22 protein-coding genes and 1 pseudogene are annotated in these 24,092 nt (G+C 51.2%); 6 read left to right on the forward strand and 17 right to left on the reverse strand.

Features of this window, described 5'->3' with window-relative positions:
- Position 1 precedes the first annotated feature (1 nt).
- Positions 2-889: a 50S ribosomal protein L11 methyltransferase gene (gene prmA / locus LVJ85_RS13015; RefSeq protein WP_244740279.1), complete on the reverse strand. Its 888-nt coding sequence runs from the start codon at positions 887-889 to the stop codon at positions 2-4.
- Positions 890-1,134: 245 nt separating this feature from the next.
- On the opposite strand from prmA, the gene rpmE reads away from it, so the two are divergent.
- A complete protein-coding gene (gene rpmE, locus LVJ85_RS13020) occupies positions 1,135-1,350 on the forward strand; it encodes a 50S ribosomal protein L31 (RefSeq protein WP_085363956.1) in 216 nt (71 codons plus the stop codon).
- A 97-nt stretch (positions 1,351-1,447) separates the two neighbouring features.
- On the opposite strand, the gene LVJ85_RS13025 is transcribed toward rpmE, so the two are convergent.
- Both LVJ85_RS13025 and LVJ85_RS13030 read right to left on the reverse strand, forming a co-directional pair.
- Positions 1,448-1,936 carry a hypothetical protein gene (locus LVJ85_RS13025; RefSeq protein ID WP_244740282.1) on the reverse strand — a complete coding sequence of 163 codons (489 nt, stop codon included), beginning with the start codon at positions 1,934-1,936 and terminating at the stop codon, positions 1,448-1,450.
- Positions 1,937-2,095: 159 nt separating this feature from the next.
- A complete protein-coding gene (locus LVJ85_RS13030) occupies positions 2,096-2,584 on the reverse strand; it encodes a hypothetical protein (RefSeq protein WP_244740284.1) in 489 nt (162 codons plus the stop codon).
- A 267-nt stretch (positions 2,585-2,851) separates the two neighbouring features.
- Between LVJ85_RS13030 and LVJ85_RS13035 the strand changes: the two genes are divergently transcribed.
- Positions 2,852-4,327: a surface lipoprotein assembly modifier gene (locus LVJ85_RS13035; RefSeq protein ID WP_244740286.1), complete on the forward strand. Its 1,476-nt coding sequence runs from the start codon at positions 2,852-2,854 to the stop codon at positions 4,325-4,327.
- Here the strand turns inward: LVJ85_RS13035 and LVJ85_RS13040 are convergent.
- The 3 genes and pseudogenes from LVJ85_RS13040 to LVJ85_RS13050 all read right to left on the reverse strand — a co-directional run bounded on the left by LVJ85_RS13040 (position 4,271) and on the right by LVJ85_RS13050 (position 6,853).
- A pseudogene (locus LVJ85_RS13040) lies at positions 4,271-4,484 on the reverse strand (lipoprotein signal peptidase). The gene LVJ85_RS13035 and the pseudogene LVJ85_RS13040 sit on opposite strands and share 57 nt — an antisense overlap.
- A 121-nt stretch (positions 4,485-4,605) precedes the next feature.
- Positions 4,606-5,139, reverse strand: coding sequence for a DUF411 domain-containing protein (locus LVJ85_RS13045; RefSeq protein ID WP_244740288.1), 534 nt, complete (start codon positions 5,137-5,139; stop codon positions 4,606-4,608).
- A gap of 217 nt (positions 5,140-5,356) precedes the next feature.
- Positions 5,357-6,853 carry a multicopper oxidase family protein gene (locus LVJ85_RS13050; protein WP_244740290.1) on the reverse strand — a complete coding sequence of 499 codons (1,497 nt, stop codon included), beginning with the start codon at positions 6,851-6,853 and terminating at the stop codon, positions 5,357-5,359.
- A gap of 277 nt (positions 6,854-7,130) precedes the next feature.
- Between LVJ85_RS13050 and rsmG the strand changes: the two genes are divergently transcribed.
- Positions 7,131-7,757: a 16S rRNA (guanine(527)-N(7))-methyltransferase RsmG gene (rsmG, locus tag LVJ85_RS13055; RefSeq protein WP_244740293.1), complete on the forward strand. Its 627-nt coding sequence runs from the start codon at positions 7,131-7,133 to the stop codon at positions 7,755-7,757.
- Between the two features lie 222 nt (positions 7,758-7,979).
- On the opposite strand, the gene LVJ85_RS13060 is transcribed toward rsmG, so the two are convergent.
- A complete protein-coding gene (locus LVJ85_RS13060; RefSeq protein ID WP_244740296.1) occupies positions 7,980-8,396 on the reverse strand; it encodes an META domain-containing protein in 417 nt (138 codons plus the stop codon).
- 168 nt (positions 8,397-8,564) lie between these two features.
- Here LVJ85_RS13060 and murU point away from each other — a divergent pair, with 168 nt between their 5' ends.
- The 3 genes from murU (at position 8,565) to LVJ85_RS13075 (ending at position 12,368) form a co-directional block, all read left to right on the forward strand.
- Entirely contained in the window at positions 8,565-9,263 is a 699-nt protein-coding gene (gene murU, locus LVJ85_RS13065; protein ID WP_244740298.1) for an N-acetylmuramate alpha-1-phosphate uridylyltransferase MurU, read from the forward strand.
- A 185-nt stretch (positions 9,264-9,448) separates the two neighbouring features.
- Positions 9,449-11,332, forward strand: a complete 1,884-nt coding sequence (gene dxs / locus LVJ85_RS13070; RefSeq protein ID WP_244740300.1) for a 1-deoxy-D-xylulose-5-phosphate synthase — start codon at positions 9,449-9,451, stop codon at positions 11,330-11,332.
- A 247-nt stretch (positions 11,333-11,579) separates the two neighbouring features.
- On the forward strand, positions 11,580-12,368 hold the full coding sequence (locus LVJ85_RS13075; RefSeq protein ID WP_244740302.1) for a ParA family protein: 789 nt from the start codon (positions 11,580-11,582) through the stop codon (positions 12,366-12,368).
- 210 nt (positions 12,369-12,578) lie between these two features.
- Here the strand turns inward: LVJ85_RS13075 and LVJ85_RS13080 are convergent, their stop codons facing one another.
- From LVJ85_RS13080 to ftsW, 10 genes are all read right to left on the reverse strand, one after another.
- Complete coding sequence (locus LVJ85_RS13080; RefSeq protein WP_244740304.1) at positions 12,579-13,571, reverse strand: hypothetical protein; 993 nt, start codon at positions 13,569-13,571, stop codon at positions 12,579-12,581.
- A gap of 2 nt (positions 13,572-13,573) precedes the next feature.
- The gene (gene ftsY / locus LVJ85_RS13085; protein WP_244740306.1) at positions 13,574-14,833 is read right to left on the reverse strand and encodes a signal recognition particle-docking protein FtsY; all 1,260 of its coding nucleotides are present in this window, start codon (positions 14,831-14,833) and stop codon (positions 13,574-13,576) included.
- 229 nt (positions 14,834-15,062) lie between these two features.
- Entirely contained in the window at positions 15,063-15,566 is a 504-nt protein-coding gene (locus tag LVJ85_RS13090; RefSeq protein ID WP_244740308.1) for an isoprenylcysteine carboxyl methyltransferase family protein, read from the reverse strand.
- A gap of 308 nt (positions 15,567-15,874) precedes the next feature.
- On the reverse strand, positions 15,875-17,047 hold the full coding sequence (gene ftsZ, locus LVJ85_RS13095) for a cell division protein FtsZ (protein ID WP_054599837.1): 1,173 nt from the start codon (positions 17,045-17,047) through the stop codon (positions 15,875-15,877).
- Positions 17,048-17,185: 138 nt separating this feature from the next.
- Positions 17,186-18,421: a cell division protein FtsA gene (gene ftsA, locus LVJ85_RS13100; protein ID WP_115134162.1), complete on the reverse strand. Its 1,236-nt coding sequence runs from the start codon at positions 18,419-18,421 to the stop codon at positions 17,186-17,188.
- A 24-nt stretch (positions 18,422-18,445) separates the two neighbouring features.
- Positions 18,446-19,213 (reverse strand): cell division protein FtsQ/DivIB, encoded by a 768-nt coding sequence (locus LVJ85_RS13105; RefSeq protein ID WP_244740310.1) that lies wholly within the window; start codon positions 19,211-19,213, stop codon positions 18,446-18,448.
- Positions 19,203-20,114 carry a D-alanine--D-alanine ligase gene (locus LVJ85_RS13110; protein ID WP_085363945.1) on the reverse strand — a complete coding sequence of 304 codons (912 nt, stop codon included), beginning with the start codon at positions 20,112-20,114 and terminating at the stop codon, positions 19,203-19,205. Before LVJ85_RS13110 ends, LVJ85_RS13105 begins: the two co-directional genes overlap by 11 nt.
- Before the next feature lie 30 nt (positions 20,115-20,144).
- The gene (murC, locus tag LVJ85_RS13115) at positions 20,145-21,545 is read right to left on the reverse strand and encodes a UDP-N-acetylmuramate--L-alanine ligase (RefSeq protein WP_244740313.1); all 1,401 of its coding nucleotides are present in this window, start codon (positions 21,543-21,545) and stop codon (positions 20,145-20,147) included.
- A 237-nt stretch (positions 21,546-21,782) separates the two neighbouring features.
- Positions 21,783-22,850, reverse strand: coding sequence for an undecaprenyldiphospho-muramoylpentapeptide beta-N-acetylglucosaminyltransferase (murG, locus tag LVJ85_RS13120; RefSeq protein WP_244740315.1), 1,068 nt, complete (start codon positions 22,848-22,850; stop codon positions 21,783-21,785).
- A 4-nt stretch (positions 22,851-22,854) separates the two neighbouring features.
- The gene (gene ftsW, locus LVJ85_RS13125; RefSeq protein ID WP_244740317.1) at positions 22,855-24,015 is read right to left on the reverse strand and encodes a putative lipid II flippase FtsW; all 1,161 of its coding nucleotides are present in this window, start codon (positions 24,013-24,015) and stop codon (positions 22,855-22,857) included.
- Positions 24,016-24,092: the final 77 nt, after the last annotated feature.

Consider the following 24,092-nt stretch of genomic DNA (forward strand, 5'->3'; position numbering starts at 1 on the left):
ATCAGCGTTTAACGCCGCTCAAACACGCCCAGCCTTCGTCTATTTGCGCCGGCGCCATATCGAACCATTCAGCGTAAATGCCGCTCATTTCTTCAACTTGTTCGTCGAGAATGCCCGACAACACGATACGGCCGCCCTGCTTGGTGCGCTCCGCCAGCAAGCCGCCGAGCATACGCAGCGGGTTCGCCAAAATATTGGCAACGACAACGTCAAACTGCGCTTGCGGCAGCGCGTCGGGCAGATAGAAGCGTGCATCGACATTGTTTTGCGCAGCATTGTCGTTACTCGCGCGGATGGCCTGTTCGTCGATATCCACACCGGTCGCCGCGCCCGCACCTAACTTCATGGCCGCAATCGCCAAAATGCCCGAGCCGCAACCGTAGTCCAACACCGATTCTCCGCCTTTCAAATGGCCGTCGAGCCATTGCAGGCACAAGCGGGTGGTCGGGTGGCTGCCGGTGCCGAAAGCCAAACCGGGATCCAGTTGCAGGTTGACGGCGTTCTCATCGGGCGCTTCGTGCCAAGAGGGGGTAATCCACAAACGGTCGGAAATCTTAATCGGATCAAACTGCGCCTGTGTTAAGCGCACCCAATCCTGCTCGGGCAGCAGCTCGGTTTCGTAAGTGTTGACGGTCAGGCCGCAATCTTGGGCGGCGGCGGCCACAATCGGGGCAACATCCGTATTTTCGCCAAACAAAGCAATCACTTTGCTTTGCTGCCACACTTGCTCGGCCGGCATGCCCGGCTCGCCGAAAATGGCCTGCTCGTTGGCCGTGCCCGCATAAGCATCTTCAATCGCGGCGGACAGCGCGCCGTGATCCATCAGCGCGTCGGCAAGGCGTTCGGCAGAGTGGTCTTTTACAGCAATCGTGATTTGTTGGTAAGACATAGAGCATGTTCCGTCTGAAGGCCGTCTGAAAATTTCAGACGGCCTGTATTAATCATCATGACCACACCGCGCACAAGCAAAAAGCGGGCATGGCCGAATGTGGCGATTTTAGCAAAAAACCGCCGCAGATTAAACCGCAGCGCGCAATATCCCCTTGACAGAAAGCAAAAAAAAAGAAATACTACGCGGCTTATCTTTGAAGCATAGGCACAACCCCTATGCCCGCCAACCTAAAGGAAAACAAAATGAAACAAAATGTTCACCCCGAATACCATGACGTGAATGTAACTTGCTCTTGCGGCAACAAATTCACTACCCGTTCTACCATGGCAAAAGAAAACTTCAATATCGAGGTTTGCTCTTTGTGCCACCCTTTCTACACCGGCCAACAAAAAATCGTTGACACCACCGGTCGCGTTGACAAATTCAACCAAAAATTCGGCAACATGTTCAAACGCTAATCGTTTAGCCCGGATACAAAATAAAACAGACTGCTTCGGCAGTCTGTTTTATTTTGGCTTAAGCCCGATTCAATCTTTTCAATCCGTGCAGCCGCGCTTATTGCGCAGGCATACAGTTTTTCGCCAAGGTTAAATCAACGGGCAACACTTCGCTGTTGACCTGCTGCTTTTCGTGGCGGACAAAGAAGCCGTTGTCTTCCTTGTATATATCGGCTTGCTGGCTGTTGCTGATCGTCCAAGTATGCGTGCCGTCGCCGAAAGCAGTTAAATCTTGATTGCTGTATTCGCTGTTGTGCTTCAGCTTGAATAATTTGCCGTCAAAACGGACTTCCGCAGCAGGTTTGCCGTCTTCACCGTTAAAGTAGCGCGCGCTCAAAGCCAAACCGTCGTGACATTGGTAAGACTTCCATTTAGCGTCTTTTTCAGAACCCAAAGCCACAGCGGCAGATGCACCGGAAGCAGCCGCCTCAGCCACCGCAGGCGTGCTGGCCGCCGGAGCGGATTCCGCCGGTGCTGCGGTTTCTTGTTTACACGCCGCCAAAGCCAACAAGGCAACTAAAGGCAGAGAAGATTTCAACAAATTCATAACATTCCTTTCCTATATTGTATTGAGTATAGACACCGGCAGTGTAAAAGAAATCGGCGAAAATTTCACGCTACGGCGGAAAAGGCCGGTTTCGATACTGTTTTATATGATTAAGGTGTTTTAAGAAATATTGGGAAACAAGCCGCCATTGTTGTGCAGTTATTCCACATTAGCCGCCACATGCGAACGCAAGCGCTGCCATCCATACAAACGCCACACGCACAGCACGGCAACCAAAGGCTGGCAGGCTGCAACAATCAGGTAGCGCGGAGAGTCTAAATTAAAGGTATTGTGACCGCCCGCCAATCTGACCAGCGCCCACATCCACTCCCACAAAGCAGGCAGGCTGAATGCCAGCACGGCAATCAGCCCCAACGCCCGAAAAACGCCGATAGGAAAGACTCTTTTTTGCAAAACGGCGCGGTTGAGCTGAAGCAGCACATACAGCCCGAAGCCGATGATCAAAATCATGCCGCCGTTGGCCACAACCTGCAAACCGCTGAAAGCAATATCCGGCGCAACGGGAAGGCCGTCTTTAGGCAGTTGGCTTTGAGTAAGGTTGAAGCTTTGCAGAATACTCAATACAAACGTATAAATCATGTCGGCCAAAATCACCCAAACGGGCACGGAAGAAAGCAAGCGGTTCATGGCGGGCATCGCAAAAATAAAGAAGAAGAGTTTAAAGTATTTGGGCGCGTTTATGAATCATTTGATGGCGTTTGCCGTGTATTCGGGAAAATGTGTCGAGGCCGTCTGAAATTTGCATCAAAAGCGTGCCGAAAAGTAGGCACGCTTCGGATTATTTGTTAATATTTGAAAATATATTTTTGCGTTATATTTACACCGATTCCTATTCAATCCACCCTTATTAAAGGCCGTCTGAAACGTTTCAGACGGCCTTTCGGACAATCAGCCATGTATAAATATCTTTTTATCATATTATCGGCAAGCGCAGCCGCCGTTGCGATGGCCGACGATCAAACCCTACAAGCCAAAGACATTCCACCGCCTGCGCCGTCGTTTGAAGACAGCAACCTAAACCTTCCCCAGCCTGATGCCAAGAAGCCCGAAGTGGCCGCTTCCGTTCAAACAGGTAAGGCCGAGCAGTCCGAATCCGTGCATCTCGACGAAAGCGACCTGCGCCAAAATCCCGAGCTGACCGCCAAGCTGATCGAGCAGGCGATTCACAGCCAAAACTGGCTCTTATTGGCAGACTTATTGCCGCTTTACCGCACCCTGCCGCAGCACGACGCCATCCTTTACGACTACGCCAACGGCGCCCTATTGCGCGCCCAAAAGAAACACCCCCAAGCCATCGCCGCTTACCGCCGCATCATCGCCGCACAGCCCGACTTAAGCTATGTCCGCCTCGACTTGGCCGGCATGCTCTATGAAAACAAGCAATACCAAGCCGCGAAAGACCAATTCGAGCGCGTGAAAGCCGACGACATTTCCCCACAGGCACGAGCCATGGCCGACGCCTACCTTGCCCGCATCCAAAAACAGCAAGGCTGGGAAATCAATGCCGGCGTACAGTATGAGCGCAACGACAACGTCAACAACGCCTCGTCGTCGGAATACATCGACACACCCGACGGCAAACGCTTCCACCGCACCCAAGATTCCCGCCCCCAAACAGCCAACGGCCTCAGATACAACTTCTCCGCCAACCGCGACTGGAACCTTTCCGGCAACCACTACCTCACCACCGAAGCATCCGTTGACGGCGTATGGTATTGGGACAAACGCGATTACAGCGAACAAAGCCTACGATTAGGCGCAGGCTACAAAAACCAACAAATCCGCCAATGGTTTTCCGCCGTACCCTTCGTCGGCTACAACCGTTTGGGCGGAGATGCTTACAGCCGAAATTTCGGCGCCTCCACCCAATACGGACGCTGGCTCAGCGACAACTGGCAAGTTATCGGCTCGTTCTCCCACATCCAAAAACGCTACGCCCGCGATTACCAAGCCCAACGCTATAACGGCAAAATGAACAACGTCTCCCTCACCGCCGCATGGATTCCCAAAGCAGACCTCATGCTCTACGGCGGCTTGGATTACAGCCGCGAGCACGCCAAAGACCCGCAAGAATCCTCCAAACGCCAAGGCGTGCGCGCCGGCGTATTGAAAGAATGGCAAAACGGCGTGAGCACGCGCATCAACCTCCGCTACGGCCAACGCCGTTTCGACGCGCCCAACCAATTTTTCTCCATCAAACGCCGCGACAAAGAATATCAGGCCAACATTGCCGTATGGCACCGCAGCCTCCATATTTACGGCATCACGCCCAAGCTGAACTTCCAGTATCAAAAAATCGACAGCAGCATCCCATTATTTTACTCGCGCCAAAACAAACAATGGTTTATCACACTGGAAAAAACGTTCTAAACGACGTAAAAACAAAGGCTGAGACCTTTGCAAAAACCCTAGATGAGGATGCAGTTCAAGGCGCAGCAGCACAGTGGGGAGCAGACATATCATATAGACAAGCAAACGGGCAGGCAGCGCACAACGCAGAAATGCGCCGCAGATAGGGGTTTTGCAAAGGTCTCAGGCTTGCAGCTGGAAGTCTTTCACATAAAGCAGAGGCCGTCTGAAAATAGCTGGATGCTTTCAGACGGCCTGAGTAGGTTGGGTTGATAACCCAACCTACGCTTGCTATAGCCTTATCGGTAAGATTGGTATACTTTACTGCTGCCGTTTTGCGCCACCAATAAAACATCGTACGGATGTTTTCTGTTTTGGTATATTTCGCCATCCATACCAGGAGAACCAAGAGGCATTCCTGGCGTTGCCAACCCCAAAGCATCAGGCTTTTCCTTCAGAAGCCGGCGAATATCGGCTGCAGGAGTATGGCCTTCAATAATATATCCCCCCACTTTGGCCGTATGACAAGAACCATATTGTCGCGGCATACCAAATTTCTCACGAACTTCGCGATTCCCAGTATTGTTCACGACAACTTTAAAACCGCTACCTTCCATGCGTTTAGCCCACTCGGCACAACAGCCACAGTTAGGATCTTTCCATACTTCGATTTGATAAGGTTCTGAATGTTTACCTGCCATTGCGGCATTTTCTGTCTGCGATGTACCGCTTTGCTCAGACAGTAAAGCAAATACTACTGCCGCAGATGTCGCAACAGCCAGCGTGCCTAAAACCCATGTTGTTTTTTGAGTAAAAAATAATTTCTGTTTCATATCTAGTTCCAAACTGAATGGTTGTAAAAAATCCTAGCGTTATTTACACTTTTCCAACAAGTTAAAAAAGCAGATTTATAGCTTTCTTGATAGAGCCTACTATTTTTCGGCAAATTCCAAATTCGTAGAATCAGATTCTTGAATCCGGCATCAATACGGTATCATGATGATTGAGCATTTTTGCCAGATACCGGTTTCCCTATCTATGCTTACTGTTTTACTCCACCGCCAACTGTCCCATCATGCCCAAATTTTCATGCTCAAGAATATGGCAATGAAACATTCGTATACCTTTATCAACCTGCATCACACGAAATTTAATTGATTCATAAGGGCGAAGATTAACCGTATCTTTCAAGGCTTTGGCAACTTTTTCCGTTTTGCCGCCCCAAGAACGTTCTGTCACAATAAATTGGGAGCCATGTAAATGAAACGGATGGTCCATATGAGAATCGTTAATGATTGTCCATTCTTCAATTTCATTGATCCGGCTGGTTAAATCTATACGGTTCATATCATAACTTTTTCCATTAACAAGAAACATATTGTTCATTCCTCGCCCCATTTGTTCACTGAATATAACTTGTTTAAATGCCGTTGGCTTACTTAGTTCAGCAATCAAACGCAATCTTATGGGTAATTGCGGGTCTTTTGTGTTTTTCAGCAAAACCGTACCGAGTTTGCGGGTTTCGGCCTTGAAAGGCTGCATCATTTTTTTACGGTCGTACGGTAAATCTTGCAGTTCAAAAGTTCCATCACCCCCTTTAATCACCACCTCATAGCGTTCTGCCGGAGCAATCAATAAAGACGATACAGGTTTCGCCGCTTTTTCCAATAACCCACCATCAGTACCAACCACAATCAGTTCCGCTTTCGGAATTGATAGATTTAGATAACGGGCATTACAAGTATTCCAGATGCGAATACGCTGTGTACCATTGATTTCAATAGTCGGGCGGAATTGCCCGTTGATTAAAGTAAATTGCCCTTCCCTACCATTCATCCAATCCATCATTGTATTTTCAGGCAACTTACCATCGCTGTCCAAACGCAAATCGGAAAACAACCAATGCTGTTCCGGCAGTTCTCTTAGCGGGTCTCCCTCCGAATGCACAATAATTGCACCCGCCAACCCTTTGTAAGCCTGTCTTGAAACCAAATTGTGAGCATGAGTGTGATACCAGTAAGTACCCGCCGAACCTTCCGGTAAAGTGAAGGTGTAACGACGAATCTCCCCCGGCCTTACGGGATCATTAGGATTTCCATCTTGTTCGGGCGGCACAGGCAATCCATGCCAATGAACCGTAGTTTCCTCTTTTAATAGGTTAACAAATTCAATATTGACCGTATCTCCTTCCATTACTTCAATCAACTGTCCCGGCAGGTGTCCATTATAGGTAAAAAATGTTGTTGGCTTATCCTTGATCAGCTCGATTTGCTGTTCCCTTGCCGTAATTTCAGCCTGAAAATATTTACCGCTTCTTCTTCCCAACAAAGACAACGGTTTTAACGGTTTACCCTGCGGCAAAGCATCCAACGACAGTAGCTGCGCCTGCTCTTTCATCATGCTATCGCGCATCTCCCTCATCAAGCCATGGTGTTCTTCTGTCATACCGTTCCTACCGGCCCAAGCACAACCGGAACGCAGCAGCACTACACCTGTGGCAGTTGATAAGCCAAAAGTTAAAAATTGCCGCCTATTAATGGATTTCATAAATATCTCCTTTTGTTTAGGATACAAAAACAAGACAACTAATAAATACACTACCATTTTTTTCGTACTACAATTTTTATTCCTTATGAGAATAAAGCTTAACCGTACGTCAAGGTCAAGTTTTTTACCAATTGGCTGCATCAAGATTTCTTGACATTTTAGAAACGAAGTGAATATGAATCCCTTTTCAGACAACCTTTCAAACAATTCATCCTGTAAAAGCAGGTTTTCAGATAAGATTACGCCAAACGAAAAAAGCTTAATCAGGACAATAAAAATGGATAACAAACAAAAATTACAAGACGGCCTGCAAAAACTCGGCCTTGAGCTTTCCACCCCGCAGCAGTTGCTGCTGCTCGAATATGTTTCCCTGCTGAAAAAATGGAACAGCACTTATAACCTAACCGCCTTGCGCGACGAGGCGACGATGATCAGCCATCACGTGCTCGACAGCCTGACGCTGCTGCCGTATGTGAAAGATGCCAAAACGTTGATGGACGTTGGCTCCGGCGGCGGTATGCCCGGCATTCCCACCGCGATTTGCCGCCCCGATTTACAGATTACGCTGCTGGATTCAAACACCAAAAAAACCACGTTCCTGCAACAAGCCGTGATTGAGCTGGGCTTGAGCAACGTTACCGTGGCAAGCGGCCGCGTGGAAGCGATGCACGATAAGAAAGTGGACGTAGTAACCAGCCGCGCGTTTGCGGAGTTGGCCGATTTTATTGCGCTGACCAAGCATTTGTTGAATGAAAACGGCTATTGGGCGGCGATGAAAGGCGTGTATCCGTATGAAGAATTGGAGCATGTGCCCGCCGATGTAGAAGTGGTTCGTGTGGACAAACTCGACGTTCCCCAGCTTGATGCGGAACGGCATATGGTGGTGATGAAATCTAAGAAATAAGCAATGATGCGGCGGTTTGAGTTTGAGTATGAGGCCGTCTGAAAAAATACCCTGCGAGGCATGTGCTATCCCGCAGGGTATTTTTCAGACGGCCTTATAGTCAATAAACCTACTCTGTCACATTACGTCATACTCGGGCTTGACCCGAGTATCTTGGCTTTTAGTAAAGCCTGAGTATGACACAAGTCCGTTCTATAAGTTGATTGACTGAAAACGCAGTGCTTAGTTGCCTTTAACCCGTTCTCCGCGCAACAGTGTTTTGCCTTGGCGGTCAAACATTTCGATTTCCTGACCGACGAAACGGTAGCCGCGCACTTGCGGCAGCAGGCGCGAAATGTGTTGCTCGGTGCTGGCATCGGGGCAGCCTTTCAGGGTTGAGGCAACGCCGCCGAACTGTAAATTTTTATCGGAAGAATTGAGGTAGTGTCCGAATAAAGTGTTGCAATCGGTGCGGATGCTGAAAGCTTTGTCTTTGCCGTCCAACATCATCACCACTTCGGGGCGCACCTGCTGCCCTTCCGCTTCTTTAATCTGCCACGAGCCTTGCAGCGGCTGCGCATTATTGCCCAAAGGCACAACTGAAGAAACCGTACATGCGCCGGCTAATAATAAAGGTAACAATAGTCCGAATCGTTTCATAATTTCTACCTTTCTATACAGATAATTAATCATTAGGCTGCAACGGTTAATATATTAACCGATAACCCGCCCAAACAGCATATGACATCACCTTAAAAATACGTAAACCTTATTTTCAGACGGCCTTTGTTATACAATTCATGCCTTTCAAACCAATACGGAATCACCATGAAAGCCATGATTTTAGCCGCCGGTCGCGGGGAACGTATGCGCCCGCTCACCGATTCCTGCCCCAAACCGCTGTTGAAGGTGGGCGGCGAACCGCTCATCGGTTGGCATCTGCGGCGTCTGCACGCGGCGGGCATCCGCGAAATCGTGATCAACCACGCTTGGCTGGGCAGCCAGATAGAGGATACGCTGGACACGGGCGAGGCATACGGCGTGCGGATTGCGTATTCTCCCGAAGGCGAAACGGGTTTGGAAACGGCCGGCGGCATTGCAACCGCGCTGCCTTTGTTGGGCAACGAGCCTTTTCTGGTGGTCAACGGCGACGTATTGACCGATATTGATTTTCAGACGGCCTTTAGCGTAGCCGAAGCCCTGCTGCAACAGCAAAAGCTCGCCCATTTATGGCTGGTGCCGAATCCCGCCCACAACCCCAACGGCGATTTCGTCTTGCAAAACAACGGCGCCGTGTTGTCCGCCGCGCCCGAAGGCACAGCATTAACCTTCAGCGGCATGGGCGTTTACCATCCCGATTTGTTCCGCAACACCCCGCCGCGCCAAGCCGCCAAGCTCGCTCCGCTGCTGCGCGATGCGATGAATCAAGGTTTGGTGTCCGGCGAGCAGCATCAAGGTTTGTGGCTGGACGTGGGCACGGTGGAGCGTTTGGCCGAAGCCGACGCACTCGCCCGCCATTGGGCATAAGGCTTTGCTCCGGCAAACGCCCTTTCCGAAACACCCAACCATTCATATGCCGACAGCCGAAACCCGCCCCGCCGCGTTTCGGCTGTTTTCCTGCCGCTACGCGGCCTATTTCAATATCCCGCCATAGAATCTCTTGTTATAATCAGCCGTTACCGTAGCAAACCACCGACAGAAAAAGAGCGAATATGAGCCAAACCCCTTTACTCGACACCATCGACCTGCCGCAAGACTTGCGCTGTTTGCCTAAAGAACAGTTGCCGCGCGTGGCGGAAGAATTGCGTACGTTTCTGTTGGAATCGGTCGGTAAAACGGGCGGGCATTTCGCCAGCAACCTCGGCGCGGTCGAGCTAACCGTCGCGCTGCATTATGTGTATGACACGCCCAACGACAATGTGGTTTGGGATGTCGGCCATCAAAGCTATCCGCACAAAATCCTCACCGGCCGCAAAAACCGTATGCACACCATGCGCCAATACGGCGGCTTGGCGGGCTTTCCCAAGCGCGGCGAGTCGGAATACGACGCATTCGGTGTCGGCCATTCTTCCACTTCTATCGGCGCGGCGCTCGGTATGGCGGTGGCCGACAAACTGGCGGGCAACGGCAAGCGCAGCGTGGCGGTGATCGGCGACGGCGCGATGACGGCGGGTCAGGCGTTTGAAGCCTTAAACTGTGCGGGCGATATGGATATCGACCTGCTGGTGATTCTCAACGACAACGAAATGTCGATTTCCCCCAATGTCGGCGCGCTGCCCAAATATCTGGCGCGTAATGTCGTGCGCGATATGCACGGCCTGCTCAGCACCATCAAAGCGCAATCCACCAAAGTGCTCGACAAGCTGCCCGGCGCGCTGGAAATCGCCCAAAAAGTCGAACACAAAATCAAAACCATCGCCGGCGAAGCGGAACACGCCAAGCAATCGCTGTCGTTATTCGAAAACTTCGGCTTCCAATACACCGGCCCCGTCGACGGCCATGATGTTGAAAATCTGGTCGACGTGCTGAAAGACTTGCGCGCCAAAAAAGGCCCGCAGATTCTGCATGTGATTACCAAAAAAGGCCAAGGCTACAAACTCGCCGAAAACGATCCGGTGAAATACCATGCTATCGGCAAAACCAACGCTCCGAGCGAAAAACCGGCCGTTCCCAAGCCCACCTACACGCAGATTTTCGGCAAATGGCTGTGCGATCAGGCCGCCGCCGACCCGCGCTTGGTTGCCATCACGCCCGCCATGCGCGAAGGCAGCGGTTTGGTCGAATACGAACAAAAATTCCCCGAACGTTATTTCGATGTCGGCATCGCCGAGCAGCACGCCGTTACCTTTGCCGGCGGCTTGGCCTGCGAAGGCGCGAAACCGGTGGTGGCGATTTATTCCACTTTCCTGCAACGCGCCTACGACCAACTCGTCCACGACATCGCCCTGCAAAACCTGCCCGTGCTGTTCGCTATCGACCGCGCCGGCATCGTGGGTGCAGACGGCCCCACCCACGCCGGTTTGTATGATTTGAGCTTTTTGCGCTGTGTTCCGAATATGGTCATCGCCGCCCCGAGCGACGAAAACGAATGCCGCCTGCTGCTTTCCACCTGCTATCAACTCGATGCACCGACCGCCGTGCGCTATCCGCGCGGTTCGGGCATCGGCGCAACGGTTTCAGACGGCCTCGATACCGTGCCCGTCGGCAAAGGCGTTGTCAGACGCGAAGGCCGCCAAACCGCCGTTTTCGCTTTCGGCAGCATGGTTCAGCCCGCACTGGAAGCGGCCGAAACGCTGGACGCAACTGTGGCCGATATGCGCTTCGTCAAACCGCTGGACGAAGAGTTGATTTTAAAACTGGCGCAGTCGCACGATTATCTGGTGAGCGTCGAAGAAAACGCCGAGCAAGGCGGCGCAGGCAGCGCGGTGCAGGAAGTGCTGGCGAAGCACAATATCTGCAAACCCGTGCTGGTTTTGGGCGTGGCCGACACCGTTACCGACCACGGCGACCCGAAAAAACTGCTCGACGACTTGGGCTTGAGCGCAGCAGGCGTGTTGCAACGCATTCAAAAATGGCAGGCAAACTTAAGCCGCTAAAACGGCCGTCCAAGCCCTAATCACAATCAGACCTTTGAAAAAATTCCAGATGTGGATGCAGTTCAAAGTGTAGCAGCGCACAAACGCAGAAATACGCCGCAGATAGGGTTTTGCAAAGGTCTCACCATATCCGCTTGCCCATATACAGAAGGCCGTCTGAAACCTGTTTTTCAGACGGCCTTCATACCATTCGGGCGCAAATAACGGTACAATTCACCCCAATTCAAATATCACACGGGTTTCACAGATGGGCGCAAACATTATCGCCGTTGCCAACCAAAAAGGAGGCGTCGGCAAAACCACCACCGTGGTCAATCTGGCCGCATCGCTGGCCGCCAAAAAGAAGCGGGTATTGGTTATCGACTTAGACCCGCAAGGCAACGCCACCACCGGCAGCGGCATCGACAAAAGCAATATTCAAAACGGCATCTACCAAGTGCTGCTGGGCGATTCAGACATTAAAAACGCCTTAATGCACAGCGAATCCGGCGGCTACGACGTACTCGCCGCCAACCGCACGCTGGCAGGCGCCGAGGTCGAACTGGTGCAGGAACTCGCCCGCGAAATGCGCCTGAAAAACGCGCTGGCCGACGTTGCCGACGATTACGATTTCGTGCTGATAGACTGCCCGCCCACGCTTACCCTGCTCACCCTCAACGGCTTGGTGGCCGCCAACGGCGTGATTGTGCCGATGGTGTGCGAATACTACGCGCTCGAAGGCATTTCCGATCTAGTCGCCACCGTGCGCAAAATCCGCCAAGCCATCAACCCGCGCTTAGACATTATCGGCATCGTTCGCACCCTTTACGACAGCCGCAGCCGCCTTTCGCAAGAAGTGTCTGAACAACTTCAAGCACATTTCGGCCCGCAGCTTTTCAACACCACCATCCCCCGCAACGTACGCCTCGCCGAAGCCCCCAGCCACGGCATGCCCGCACTGGCTTACGATGCCAAAGCCAAAGGCACGCTGGCCTATCAGGAATTGGCTAAAGAGCTGTTGAAACGGGGGGGGAGCTGCGGCGAAATAAGAAAGTAGTGCTAGGTAGAATACAGTCGTTTGTTTTATCGATGAAAATCAGAATTTCACCCAGCCCAAATGAAGCAAACGAAACAGTTTTTCTGCTGACAGATTAAGCGATACCTAGTTAACAGTCCCCGGCCGCCACCATACAATCGAGGCCGTCTGAAAACTTATTTTCAGACGGCCTCTATTTAGGCAAAAGATCCTTTCAAGGATGAATTAGGGTTATTCTGAAGCAGTATTTATTCCTGCAATATAAGCATGTTTGATATTTGCACCAGCCAGTGTCACGTTTATATCTAATTGAATAGGCCTTCTATTTTGCGCAGCATCCCAAATACTCTCAACCTGTTCTGCATCAAATTGCAGTGTATCTAATGCAGCAGATATATCGTTTCCGTCTTTGTCAGATAACGTCAGCCTGATTACAGAAGAATCTCGGGAATTGACAATGATTATGTGATATATGCCGGAAAGTATTTTACTGGTTTTGGGTGCGCGGCTTGCTCTTTGATTGGCTTCCTCGATATCTTCCCTATTAAAGGATTTACCACGAAAAATAACGCTATCTGCGTATTTTGCACCTTTTAAAACAGCTTGTTCGCTGTCTTCAGTGCTCTTTTCAAAATGATTGATAACTTCCTGTGGGGCAGGTAATTGACCACGTTTCACATTTAAAGCAGCTTCCAATCTTTTTGTTTCTTCCTGTTCTTTAATTTGTTCGATTTGTTGAGCTTCGCTTGCAGATAAAACAGATGCAGATTGGTTGATACCATGCCATGCTAATGCTGTGAATGCGAATATCAAAACTAGCCTTAAAAAGAAAGATGCTTTAGCTTTGGCGTCCATGCCATCCATTACCTTTTCCGCTAATGCGGCAAGTTTTTCGATGATATTTGTTAAAAATTCAGTGCAACCTTCACGAATAGTGAAAGTAATCTCATACTCCCGTAACTCTTCACTAGTTAATCGGCGAATATTATCTTCGCCGTGTAATGCAAAGGCCACTGATCTGTAAAAATTACGTTGTATTTCATTTAAACTTTCTGCAAAAGAAGCGGGAAAACTTAAATGAAACTGGCTACCTGCAACTTTGATTAATAAATTATAACCATCGTTGTATCTTCCTACAATTTCTTTGATGGCTTCTATTTCTGATGCTTCATCTGAAAAAATTTTGGCTAATTCATTTAACATTTCTGAAGCAAAATAAGTCATATTTATTCCCCTAGTAAAGCATCCACAAACGCACGCGCATCAAACGGGCGCAAGTCGTCTATGCTTTCACCCACGCCGATATAGCGCACCGGAATCGGGCGGTTGGAAGCCAGCGCGGCGAGAATGCCGCCTTTGGCCGTACCATCGAGTTTGGTAACAATCAGGCCGGTAACGTCCAGCGCATCATCAAACGCAACCACTTGATTAATAGCGTTTTGGCCGATATTCGCATCCAACACCACGATGATTTCATGCGGCGCGTCGGGCATGGATTTTTGCAGCACGCGTTTTACTTTTTTGATTTCTTCCATCAAATGAAGTTGGGTCGGCAGGCGGCCTGCGGTGTCGGCCAGCACGATGTCGATACCGCGCGCTTTGGCGGCTTCTACGGCATCGAAACAGACGGCGGCGGAGTCGCCCGTGGTTTGAGAAATCACGGTCACGCCGTTGCGTGCGCCCCATTCCTGCAACTGCTCGCGGGCAGCGGCGCGGAAAGTATCGCCCGCAGCCAGCAGCACCGACTTGCCTTGCGATTGGAAATATTTGGCCAGTTTGCCGATGGAGGTGGTTTTGCCCGCACCGTTGATGCCGGCCAGCATAATCACAAACGGCTGCCCGTTGTCGGGAATCACCAGCGGTTTCTGTAACGGCTTGATCAAATCGTAAATCGCGTCTTTCAAAGCGCCACGCAACTCGTTGCCGTCTTTCAAACCACGCAGCGACACGCGTTTGCGCACGTCTTTCATCAGATAATCGGTGGCTTCCATGCCCATATCACTGGTAATCAGCACGGTTTCCAATTCTTCGTACAGGTCTTCGTCGATTTGGCCGCCGCCGAATACGCCGGCCAGAGATTTGGCCATTTGGTCGCGCGATTTGGTAAGGCCTTTTTTCAAACGCGCCGCCCAGCCGAGTTTGGCAGGCTCGTCTTCCACAGGTTCGACAGGCTCTTCAGCAGCGGCCACAACCGGCGCAGTCATCGTTGCGATGCTGTCGGGCAGTCTTAAAGCATCGGCCAATTCGCTGCTGCCGGACACAACATCGGATACCAACTGACTAAGCACATCGTTTTCGGTATGCTCTTCCACCGCTTCAAGCTGTGCTTCGGTAAGCGGCTGGTGGGTTTCCTCGGTCGCAACGGTAATGGCCGGCGCTTCGGCTTCACTTTCGGAAACCGTTTCTACCGGCTGCCGGGTTTGCTCCGTTTCGACAGCAGGTTCGACAGTTTCTTGTTTTTTCTTGCGTTTAAAGAAGCTGAACATGGCTTTCCCTTATTTTATGAGAGTGGTTTCAGAACGGGATTGTAACGTATTTTCCGATATCGCGAAGAATCTCAATCAATGATGCTTGCCACACGATAATCATCTGTCGGCTTTCCGGCGGTTTTGAATAAACTAAGAATCTTCTTCCGGTTAGTATGGATAATGCCAACTGTTTATCCAAGATTTTAGGCCGTCTGAAAACTGAGTTTCAGACGGCCTAATTTTGGTGTTACCACAAATGGCGCATCGCTTCGTGCTCTTGGCGGATGCGAATAAACAAGATAACGAAATACACGGGCAAGCCGACAATCATGGTCGTCCAAGCATGGCAGAGCAAGCCTACGCCGATAAGCTCAGGAATAATATTTAAAAAATAGTTCGGATGGCGCACATGGCGGAACAGCCACGAACGGTTAATCTTATGCTGCGGGTGGATATAGATTTTCAACGTCCAAATTTCGCCGAGCGCATGGATCACGTAAAACAACACCACCAAAGCAAACGCGGTCAACGCCGTACCCGCCGCAGAAATACTGTCGAAGGAAACGCCTCGGATGTGGGATTCAGCAAGCGCCGAAAAATAATAAACAATGTGTGCGGCTGCCAGCAGTTTGGAATTTTTCTCGCCAAATTGCTTGGCACCTGCGGCAATCAGACGTTTTTCGTTTTTAACGGAAATGGAAAGAGAAACTAGACGGATAGCAAAAATAAGGGCAAAAACAGCTGTAATCATTAGAGAAGGTTTCCTAATACAAATGGACAAAGTACCTGTAAAACTTTTCAGACGGCCTCAACATCCATCCGTCCGAAAGCCTTTAGACGAACCGAAACACCTTTTCCTTACAACTGCACTCAATAAAATTTGCGCCCGCAAAGTGGCGCATGATTTACATCAAACCGTTTTTCTTAACAGATTTCCTCATGCTTAGATGCTGAACGATGAGCTTTGGCACAGCACCAGTCAGAAAAAAAATCATATGGCCGTCTGAAACGACATGTTCAGACGGCCATATGATTAACGTTTAATCAGAACTGTAAATCTTAGTCCGCTTGGCGACGCAAGATAGCAGGAATTTCAAAATCATCTAATACCGATTGATTTGAAAAATCAGAAGCAGTCAGGTTCATGCTGCGGGTGTTACGACCAGAACGGATCAAACCGTCGATGTTGGGGAAACCGTCATCAGTGCCGGTAGCCTGCTGGGTTTTCACCATACGCAGATTATTGTTGGAACCCAACACATTGTTTTCTTTCAAGCCGGTTGCGATGATGGTTACACGGATAGCATCTTCTTCCATGTTTTCATCTTCGGCAGTACCGTATTTACGCTCTGCTTCAGGATGGGCATATTCGTCTACCACTTTCATGATTTCGCGGTATTCAGACATTTTCAGACAGCCGGGAGCAGTAGTGATGTTTACCAATACGCCGCGTGCGCCATCCAAAGTCACATCATCCAACAGCGGGCTGGAGATAGCTTGTTCGGTAGCCAAGCGTGCACGATCGATGCCTTGTGCAAAGCCGGAACCCATCATTGCCATACCCATGATGCTCATCACGTTTTTCACGTCGGCGAAGTCCAAGTTGATGAAACCGGGGCGGGTAACTACTTCGGAAATACCGGCAACAGCATCACGCAATACATTGTCGGCAGCACGGAATGCCTCACGCACGGTAATGTCTTCGCCCAATGCAGTCATCAGTTTGTCGTTAGGAATCACGATCAATGAATCCACTTGGCTTTTCAGATGATCCAAGCCTTCTTGGGCGATGTGAACGCGTTTGCCTTCGTGACCAAACGGACGGGTTACAACAGCCACAGTCAAGATGCCTTGCTCTTTGGCAATTTCAGCCACAACAGGAGCTGCACCGGTACCGGTACCGCCACCCATACCGGTGGTAATAAACAACATATTGGCACCACGGATGGCATCGGCAATCGCTTCACGGTCTTCTTGAGCCGCAGCGCGACCGATTTCAGGGTTGGCCCCCGCACCCAAGCCGCGGGTCAGATTGGTACCCAGCTGGATGCGTTTGCCGGCATTGCTTTTACCCAAAGATTGGGCATCGGTATTGGCACTGATGAATTCAACACCTTGAACGGTATTCAAAATCATATTGTTAATGGCGTTACAACCGCCGCCACCGATACCGATAACTTTAATGACCGCAGGGCTTGCAGCTGATTCTACTACGTCGTAAACCAATTCCATGTAACACTCCTTTGCGCCCTGCGTCAGGACGGAAAAAACAGATCAAAAATTAGGATTAAATATAGGTTCGATTATATAAGAAGCATGATGCCGGAGGCAAAAGTCTTCTGATAATTTTATTATATTTTTACGTTTGTTTTAAAAGTTGTTTTTCAGCCAGTCGCGGATTTTTACCCACAGGCTGTCTTTTTGCTCTCTTACCACAACCGCACCGCTGACCGGGCTGCCGTACATCTCGCCGCGTGCCGCTTGCAACAGGCCGATAGCGGTAGCATAACGGGGGTTGCGGATGCGCTCTGATACGCCGCCCATTTCGTGCGGAACGCCGATACGCGCAGGCAGGTTGAATACGTCTTCGGCCAAATCAACGATACCGGTAAGCAACGAAGCGCCGCCAGTCAATACGATGCCGGAAGTCAACACTTCTTCGGGGAAACCCGAACGGCGCAGTTCGTTCAAGGTCAGCTCCAAAATCTCTTCCACACGCGGGCCGATAACGCTGGCCAATACGCGGCGGGAAATTTGGCGCGGCTGGCGGTCACCTACGCTGGGTACTTCAATCATTTCATCCAAACCATCCATAGTGGCAATGGCCACGCCGTGATGGATTTTGATGTATTCGGCCGCGTTGTGCGGAGTACGCAATGCTTGTGCCAAATCTTTGGTAATCAAATCACCGGCAACGGGAATCACGGCGGTATGGCGGATGGCACCATTGGTATAAACGGCAATATCGGTAGTGCCGCCGCCGATGTCGATCACACACACACCCAAATCTTTTTCGTCTTCGGTTAAGACGGCCTGTCCGCTGGCCAAAGGTTGCAACATGATTTGATCCATGTGCAAACCGCAGCGGTTAACGCATTTTTGGATGTTTTGCAGGGCAGTAATAGCGCCGGTAATGATGTGTACACGCGTATCCAAGCGCACACCGCTCATGCCGATGGGTTCTTTTACCCCCGGTTGGTTGTCGATAATATACTCTTGGACAACGGTGTGCAGGATATTGTGGTCGGGCGGAATATTAACGGCTTTAGCGGTTTCAATAGCACGGTCGATATCGGCTTGGGATACTTCGCCGTCTTTAATTTTGACTACGCCTTGGGAGTTCAGGCTGCGGATATGGTTGCCTGCGATACCGGTGGTTACGCTGCTTACTTTGCAATCGGCCATCAATTCCGCTTCGTTCATGGCCTGTTTAATGGCTTGGGCGGTGGCATCGATATTGGTCACCATACCGGCTTTCAGGCCGCGCGACGGTGCCTGCCCCAAGCCGATAATGTGGATTTCATTGTCTTCCTGTATTTCGCCGATTAATGCGATAACTTTAGAAGTGCCGATATCCAATGCGCTGATATATTTGCCTTTTACCATGATGTCCCATTCATTTGTTTTATGTTACTGTCTGTTTGCTGTTTCGGCCTCTGGAACGTCGGTTTCAGACGGCCCTGCTGTTTCTTGCTCTTGCGGTTTTTCGAGATAGCGCACGGCAAAGCCGTCTTTGTAGCGCATATCTACATAATCTATACTGCTTTGGTTGACTTTAAGCACTTCCCGCCACATATCGGCAAAGCGTTGCAGGCGCTTGGTTTCGTTTTCACGCCCCAATCTGACGGAAATGCCGTTGTCTAACTCGACCGACCACGCCGAACGCGGCGTGTATTCGAGCTTTGCGATACTCAAGTTTTGAGGTTTGAGTATCGCGGTAAATTCATTGTAATGTTTGACCATGATGGAACCTGTACCGGGCTGCCCGTCGAAAAGCGGGAAGGTTTCATCGGTTGCGGCGTTAAACAGATTGCCGTTGCTGTCTATCAAGCCGGATTCTTTCCAACGCCCCACCGGTATGCGTTCGGTCAAGTTGATTTCTACGGTATCGGGCAAACGGCGCCGCACGGATACTTTATCTACCCAAGGCAGTTTGGCAAAAGCGTCTTGCGCGCCGTTTAAATCGGCTTTGAAAATATTGCCGCGGATGTATTTCTGCGCCACGTTTTGCAGTTGCTTATTGCCTGTGCGCTGAACATCGCCTTCGATTTTCACTTGTTTGACCGGAAAGTAGGGCGAATTGTAAACCCAAACGACCAATGCTCCCAGCAGTATCAACACTACCAGGATCATCAGCCAACCGGTTATGCGCTTCAGCGCGCCTGCATTATCCCACATGAGCGGTTTTCAGAATTTCAACACATAAATCGGCGAAGCTCAAGCCGGTTTGGGCGGCGGACTTCGGCACTAAGCTGTGGCTGGTCATGCCCGGCAAGGTATTGATTTCAAGAAGATACAGTTTTCCGTCGGTATCTTTCAAAAAATCCACCCGCGACACGCCTTGGGCACCGACAGCCGCAGCGCCTTTAACGGCCAGTTCGCGCATTAAGGCCTCGTCTTCAGGGCTTAAGTCGGACGGGCATTGATACACAGTATCGTCGCGGTTGTATTTGGCTTCGTAGTCGTAAAACTCGGTAGCGGGAACGATGAGGATACTGGGATAACCTTTGCCGTTAATCACGGGGCAGGAATATTCGCCGCCGCCGATAAAGCGTTCGGCAATAATTTCGCCGTGAAAATGCTTGAGCTCTTGATACACTTCTTTCAGACGGCCTGCTTCTTTCACTTTCACCACGCCTACGCTGCTGCCTTCTGCGGCGGGTTTCACAAACATGGGCAAGCCGAGTTTTTGCTCGACGGCATCAAAATCGCTGTCTTCATAGAGCACGGCAAATTCGGGCACGGGCAAACCCAAGCCCTGCCAAATCAGTTTGCAGCGGTATTTGTCCATACCGACTGCCGAGGCCATGATGCCGCTGCCGGTATAGGGAATGCCGAGCAATTCCAAGGCGCCTTGCACTGTGCCGTCTTCGCCGTATGTACCGTGCAGGATATTGAAGGCCGTCTGAAAACCTTGCGTTTTTAATTCGTGCAACGGGGTTTCTTTCGGGTCGAACGCATGGGCATCTATGCCTTTGCTTTTCAGTGCTTCGAGGATGGCGCCCCCGCTGATTAAGGATACCTCCCGTTCGCTTGAAAATCCGCCCATCAGCACGGCAACTTTGCCAAATTCTTGCATGATTACTTCTTTCTTTTTCAGACGGCCTGCTTATGCACGGGCACTTTCTTCGATAAATGCCGCCGGTACTTTATTGATGCTGCCGGCGCCCATAGTAAGCAATACGTCGCCGTCTTTGAGTACGTTCAACAGCGTTTGCGGCAGCGCGTTGACGTCTTCGCAGTAAATCGGCTCGAGTTTGCCCATCACCCGCACGGCGCGCGCCAATGCGCGGCTGTCGGCGGCAACAATCGGCTCTTCGCCGGCGGCATAGACTTCGGTCAAAACCAAAGTATCGACGGTATTCAATACGCCCACAAAATCTTCAAACAAGTCGCGGGTGCGCGTATAACGGTGCGGCTGGAAGGCCAGCACCAAACGGTTGTTCGGATAAGCACCGCGTGCGGCGGCCAATGTTGCCGCCATTTCTACGGGGTGGTGGCCGTAATCGTCGATCAGGGTTACTTTACCGCCGCCGGGCAAGGCAACTTCGCCGTATTTTTGGAAACGGCGGCCTACGCCTTCAAAACCGAGCAAGCCTTTTTGAACGGCTTCTACGGAAGCGCCTACTTCCAACGCAACGCCGATAGCAGCCAGCGCGTTCAATACATTATGGCGGCCGGGCATATTCAGCACCACTTCAAACGGCTCCGTGCCGTTGTGTTTCACATGCACGGTAAAACGCATTTGAGTGCCTTCGGTGCGCACGTCGGTAGCATAAATATCGGCCGAGCTGTCCAGCCCGTAAGTCGCGAAAGGCTTGCTGATACGCGGCACAATCGCCCGCACATGCTCGCTGTCGATACACAGAAACGCTTTGCCGTAAAAAGGCATGCGGTGGATAAAGGTTACAAACGCCTGATGCAGCTTTTCTACGCTGTGGTCGTAAGTGTCCATATGGTCGGTGTCGATATTGGTCACGACCGACATGATGGGCGTCAGGTGCAGGAACGAAGCGTCCGATTCGTCGGCTTCGGCCACGATATATTCGCCGCGCCCCAAGCGGGCATTGGTGCCGGCGGCGGTCAGTTTGCCGCCGATTACGAAGGTGGGATCCATGCCGGCGGCAGCCAAAATGGAGGCGGTCAGGCTGGTGGTGGTGGTTTTACCGTGCGTACCGGCAATGGCGATGCCGTCGCGGAAGCGCATCAGTTCGGCCAGCATCAAGGCGCGGGGAATCACAGGGATTTTGCGCTCGTGCGCGGCGACTACTTCGGGGTTGTCTGCCTTAACGGCGGTGGAAGTCACAACAACATCGGCATCCGCAACATGGGCGGCGGTGTGGCCGGGATATACCTGAATACCGAGGCCGCTCAAGTGGCGTGTGACGGCACTTTGCGCCTGATCGGAACCGGATACTTTAAAACCCAGATTGTGCAGCACTTCGGCAATACCGCTCATGCCCGAACCGCCGATACCCACAAAATGAATATTGTTAACTCTGTTTTTCATGTTGTTGTTATTCCTGAATTTTTCTTGCCGTTTCAGACGGCCTTGCTATTTTATCCCCTGCTTTTCAGTGATGCGGATGCAAGTGTCGTTTTACATGGGAATAAAAAGTTATCATTTTAATGGGCTGCGGCCTGATAAGCTATGGGTTTAATGTAAAAGGCTGTTCAGGTTGTTTGAAAATATGCAGAAATTTTTTTCAGACGGCCTCAAGAGCAACCACAGGCCGTCTGAAATGAATTACATGGTGGTGGCGATGGCGGTTACGGCAACATCGTCGGCACTGTGCGGCATGGCCAAAGTACGTGCGTTTTTGGCCCACTCGAGGCAGCGGTCTCTATCCAGCGCCCACAATACTTCGGCCAGCTTTTCGGCGGTCAGTTGCGACTGCGGCAGCAGCAAACCGGCATCGGCTTTTACCATAAAGCGGGCGTTGGCGGTTTGGTGGTCGTCAACCGCATGAGGATACGGCACCAGCAGCGCGCCGACACCGGCTGCGGTCAGCTCGGCAATCGTCAGCGCACCGGCACGGCAAATCACCACGTCGGCGTGTTGGTAAGCGGAGACCATATCATCAATAAATTCCACGCACTTGGCTTTCACGTTCAGCAAATCGTAATCGCTTTGCAGGCTGCCGAGTTTGCCGCGCCCGGCTTGATGGTAAATCTGCGGGCGTTCGTTTTCGGTAAGCAGAGCCAACGCGCGCGGCAAAGTTTGGTTCAATACATCCGCCCCCAAGCTGCCGCCCATTACCAATACTTTCAGACGGCCTTCCCTGCCGGCAAAGCGTTCGGCGGGCTCGGGCAGATTGGCAATGTCCGCACGCACAGGGTTACCGACCAAGCCGTCGGGATTGTCGAACGCTTTCGGAAAAGCATACAGCACGCGGCGCGCCCAGCGGGAAAGCTGTTTGTTGGCCAAACCGGCCACGGCGTTTTGCTCGTGAATCACCACCGGAATACCGGCCAACTTTGCCGCCACACCGCCGGGGAAAGTTACAAACCCGCCGAAACCGATCACGCAATCGACGCGGTGTTTCTTGATGATTCTCAACGCATCCTGCACGGTTTGAAACAAAGTAAACGGCAGCATCAGTTTGCGCTTGAGGCCGTTGCCGCGCACGCCTTTAATGGCCAGCGTTTCGAGGCGGATATTGTGTTTCGGCACAATCCGCTCTTCCATAGAATCGCGGCTGCCGAGCCAAATCACATGGTGTCCGCGCGAACGCAGCGATTCCGCCACCGCCAGCGCAGGGAAAATGTGGCCTCCCGTGCCACCTGCCATCAACATAAAGGTTTTTGTTTTCATCGTTTTACCCTTCGACTTTATAACCGCGCATTTTCAGGCGGTTTTCGTAATCTATCCTCAGCAGCAGCGCCATACACGCCAGCATAATGATAACGGCCGAACCGCCGTAAGACATCAGCGGCAGCGTCAGGCCTTTGGTCGGCAGCAGGCCGATATTCACGCCGATATTGAAAAAGCTTTGAATGCCCAACCAGATGCCGATACCTTTGGCAACATAAGCACCGAAAAACAATTCCAAATCGCGCGCCTGTTTACCGATGGAAAACGCCCGCCACACCAGCCACGCATAACAGAAAATCAGCACGAAAATGCCGACAAAACCAAACTCTTCGCCAATCACGGCCAAAATAAAGTCGGTGTGCGCTTCGGGCAGATAAAAGCGTTTTTCCAAACTCGCACCCAAACCGACGCCGAACCACTCGCCGCGGGCAATCGCCATCAGCGAATGGGTCAACTGGTAGCCTTTGCCGAGCGGGTCTTCCCAAGGATTCAGAAACGCCGCCACCCGCGCCATACGGTACGGCGCAACGGCAATCAACGCCACCATGCTCGCCAAACCGATGCCCACCATCATCATGAACCAGCGCCACGGCAAGCCGGCCAGAAACAGCAGCCCCATCGCCACGGCAGTCACCACCACAAACGAACCGAAGTCCGGCTCCAGCATAATCAAGCCCAAACCGATACCCACCGGCACGGCGGAAAAACCCACTTTCTTAAACTGCTTGAGAATTTCGGCACGGCGGGTAAAGAAACTCGACAGATACAGAATCACCGCCATTTTGAAAATCTCGGTCGGCTGCAAGTTGAACGGCCCCAAGTGAATCCACCGTTTCGCACCGTTGATTTCGCGCCCCACCACCAGCACGGCCACCAGCAAAACCAAGCTGCCGAGCAAGATAAACGGCGTCATCTTTTTCCACATTTTCAGTGGGATTTTCGCCACGGCCAGCGCCACGCCTGCACCTATGCTTAAAAATATGGCTTGGCGGCCGAGGTAAAACCATTTGTCGCCGCCGTCGTGCGCGGCATAGGCAATCGAGGCGGAGTAAATCATCATCAGGCTGAACGCCGTCATCAATACCACCATCCACAGCAGCGAATGGTCGAATTTCTGCCCGCTGCGGAGGATTTTACGGTCGAGAATTTTGGATTCGGTAATCATATTGCTTGAATCATTTCTGTTGGATTTAAATATTTCAGACGGCCTCAAACACACTAGGCCGTCTGAACAGATGGCGC

This window comes from Neisseria sp. Dent CA1/247 (genome assembly GCF_022870825.1).
Lineage (GTDB): Bacteria > Pseudomonadota > Gammaproteobacteria > Burkholderiales > Neisseriaceae > Neisseria > Neisseria zoodegmatis.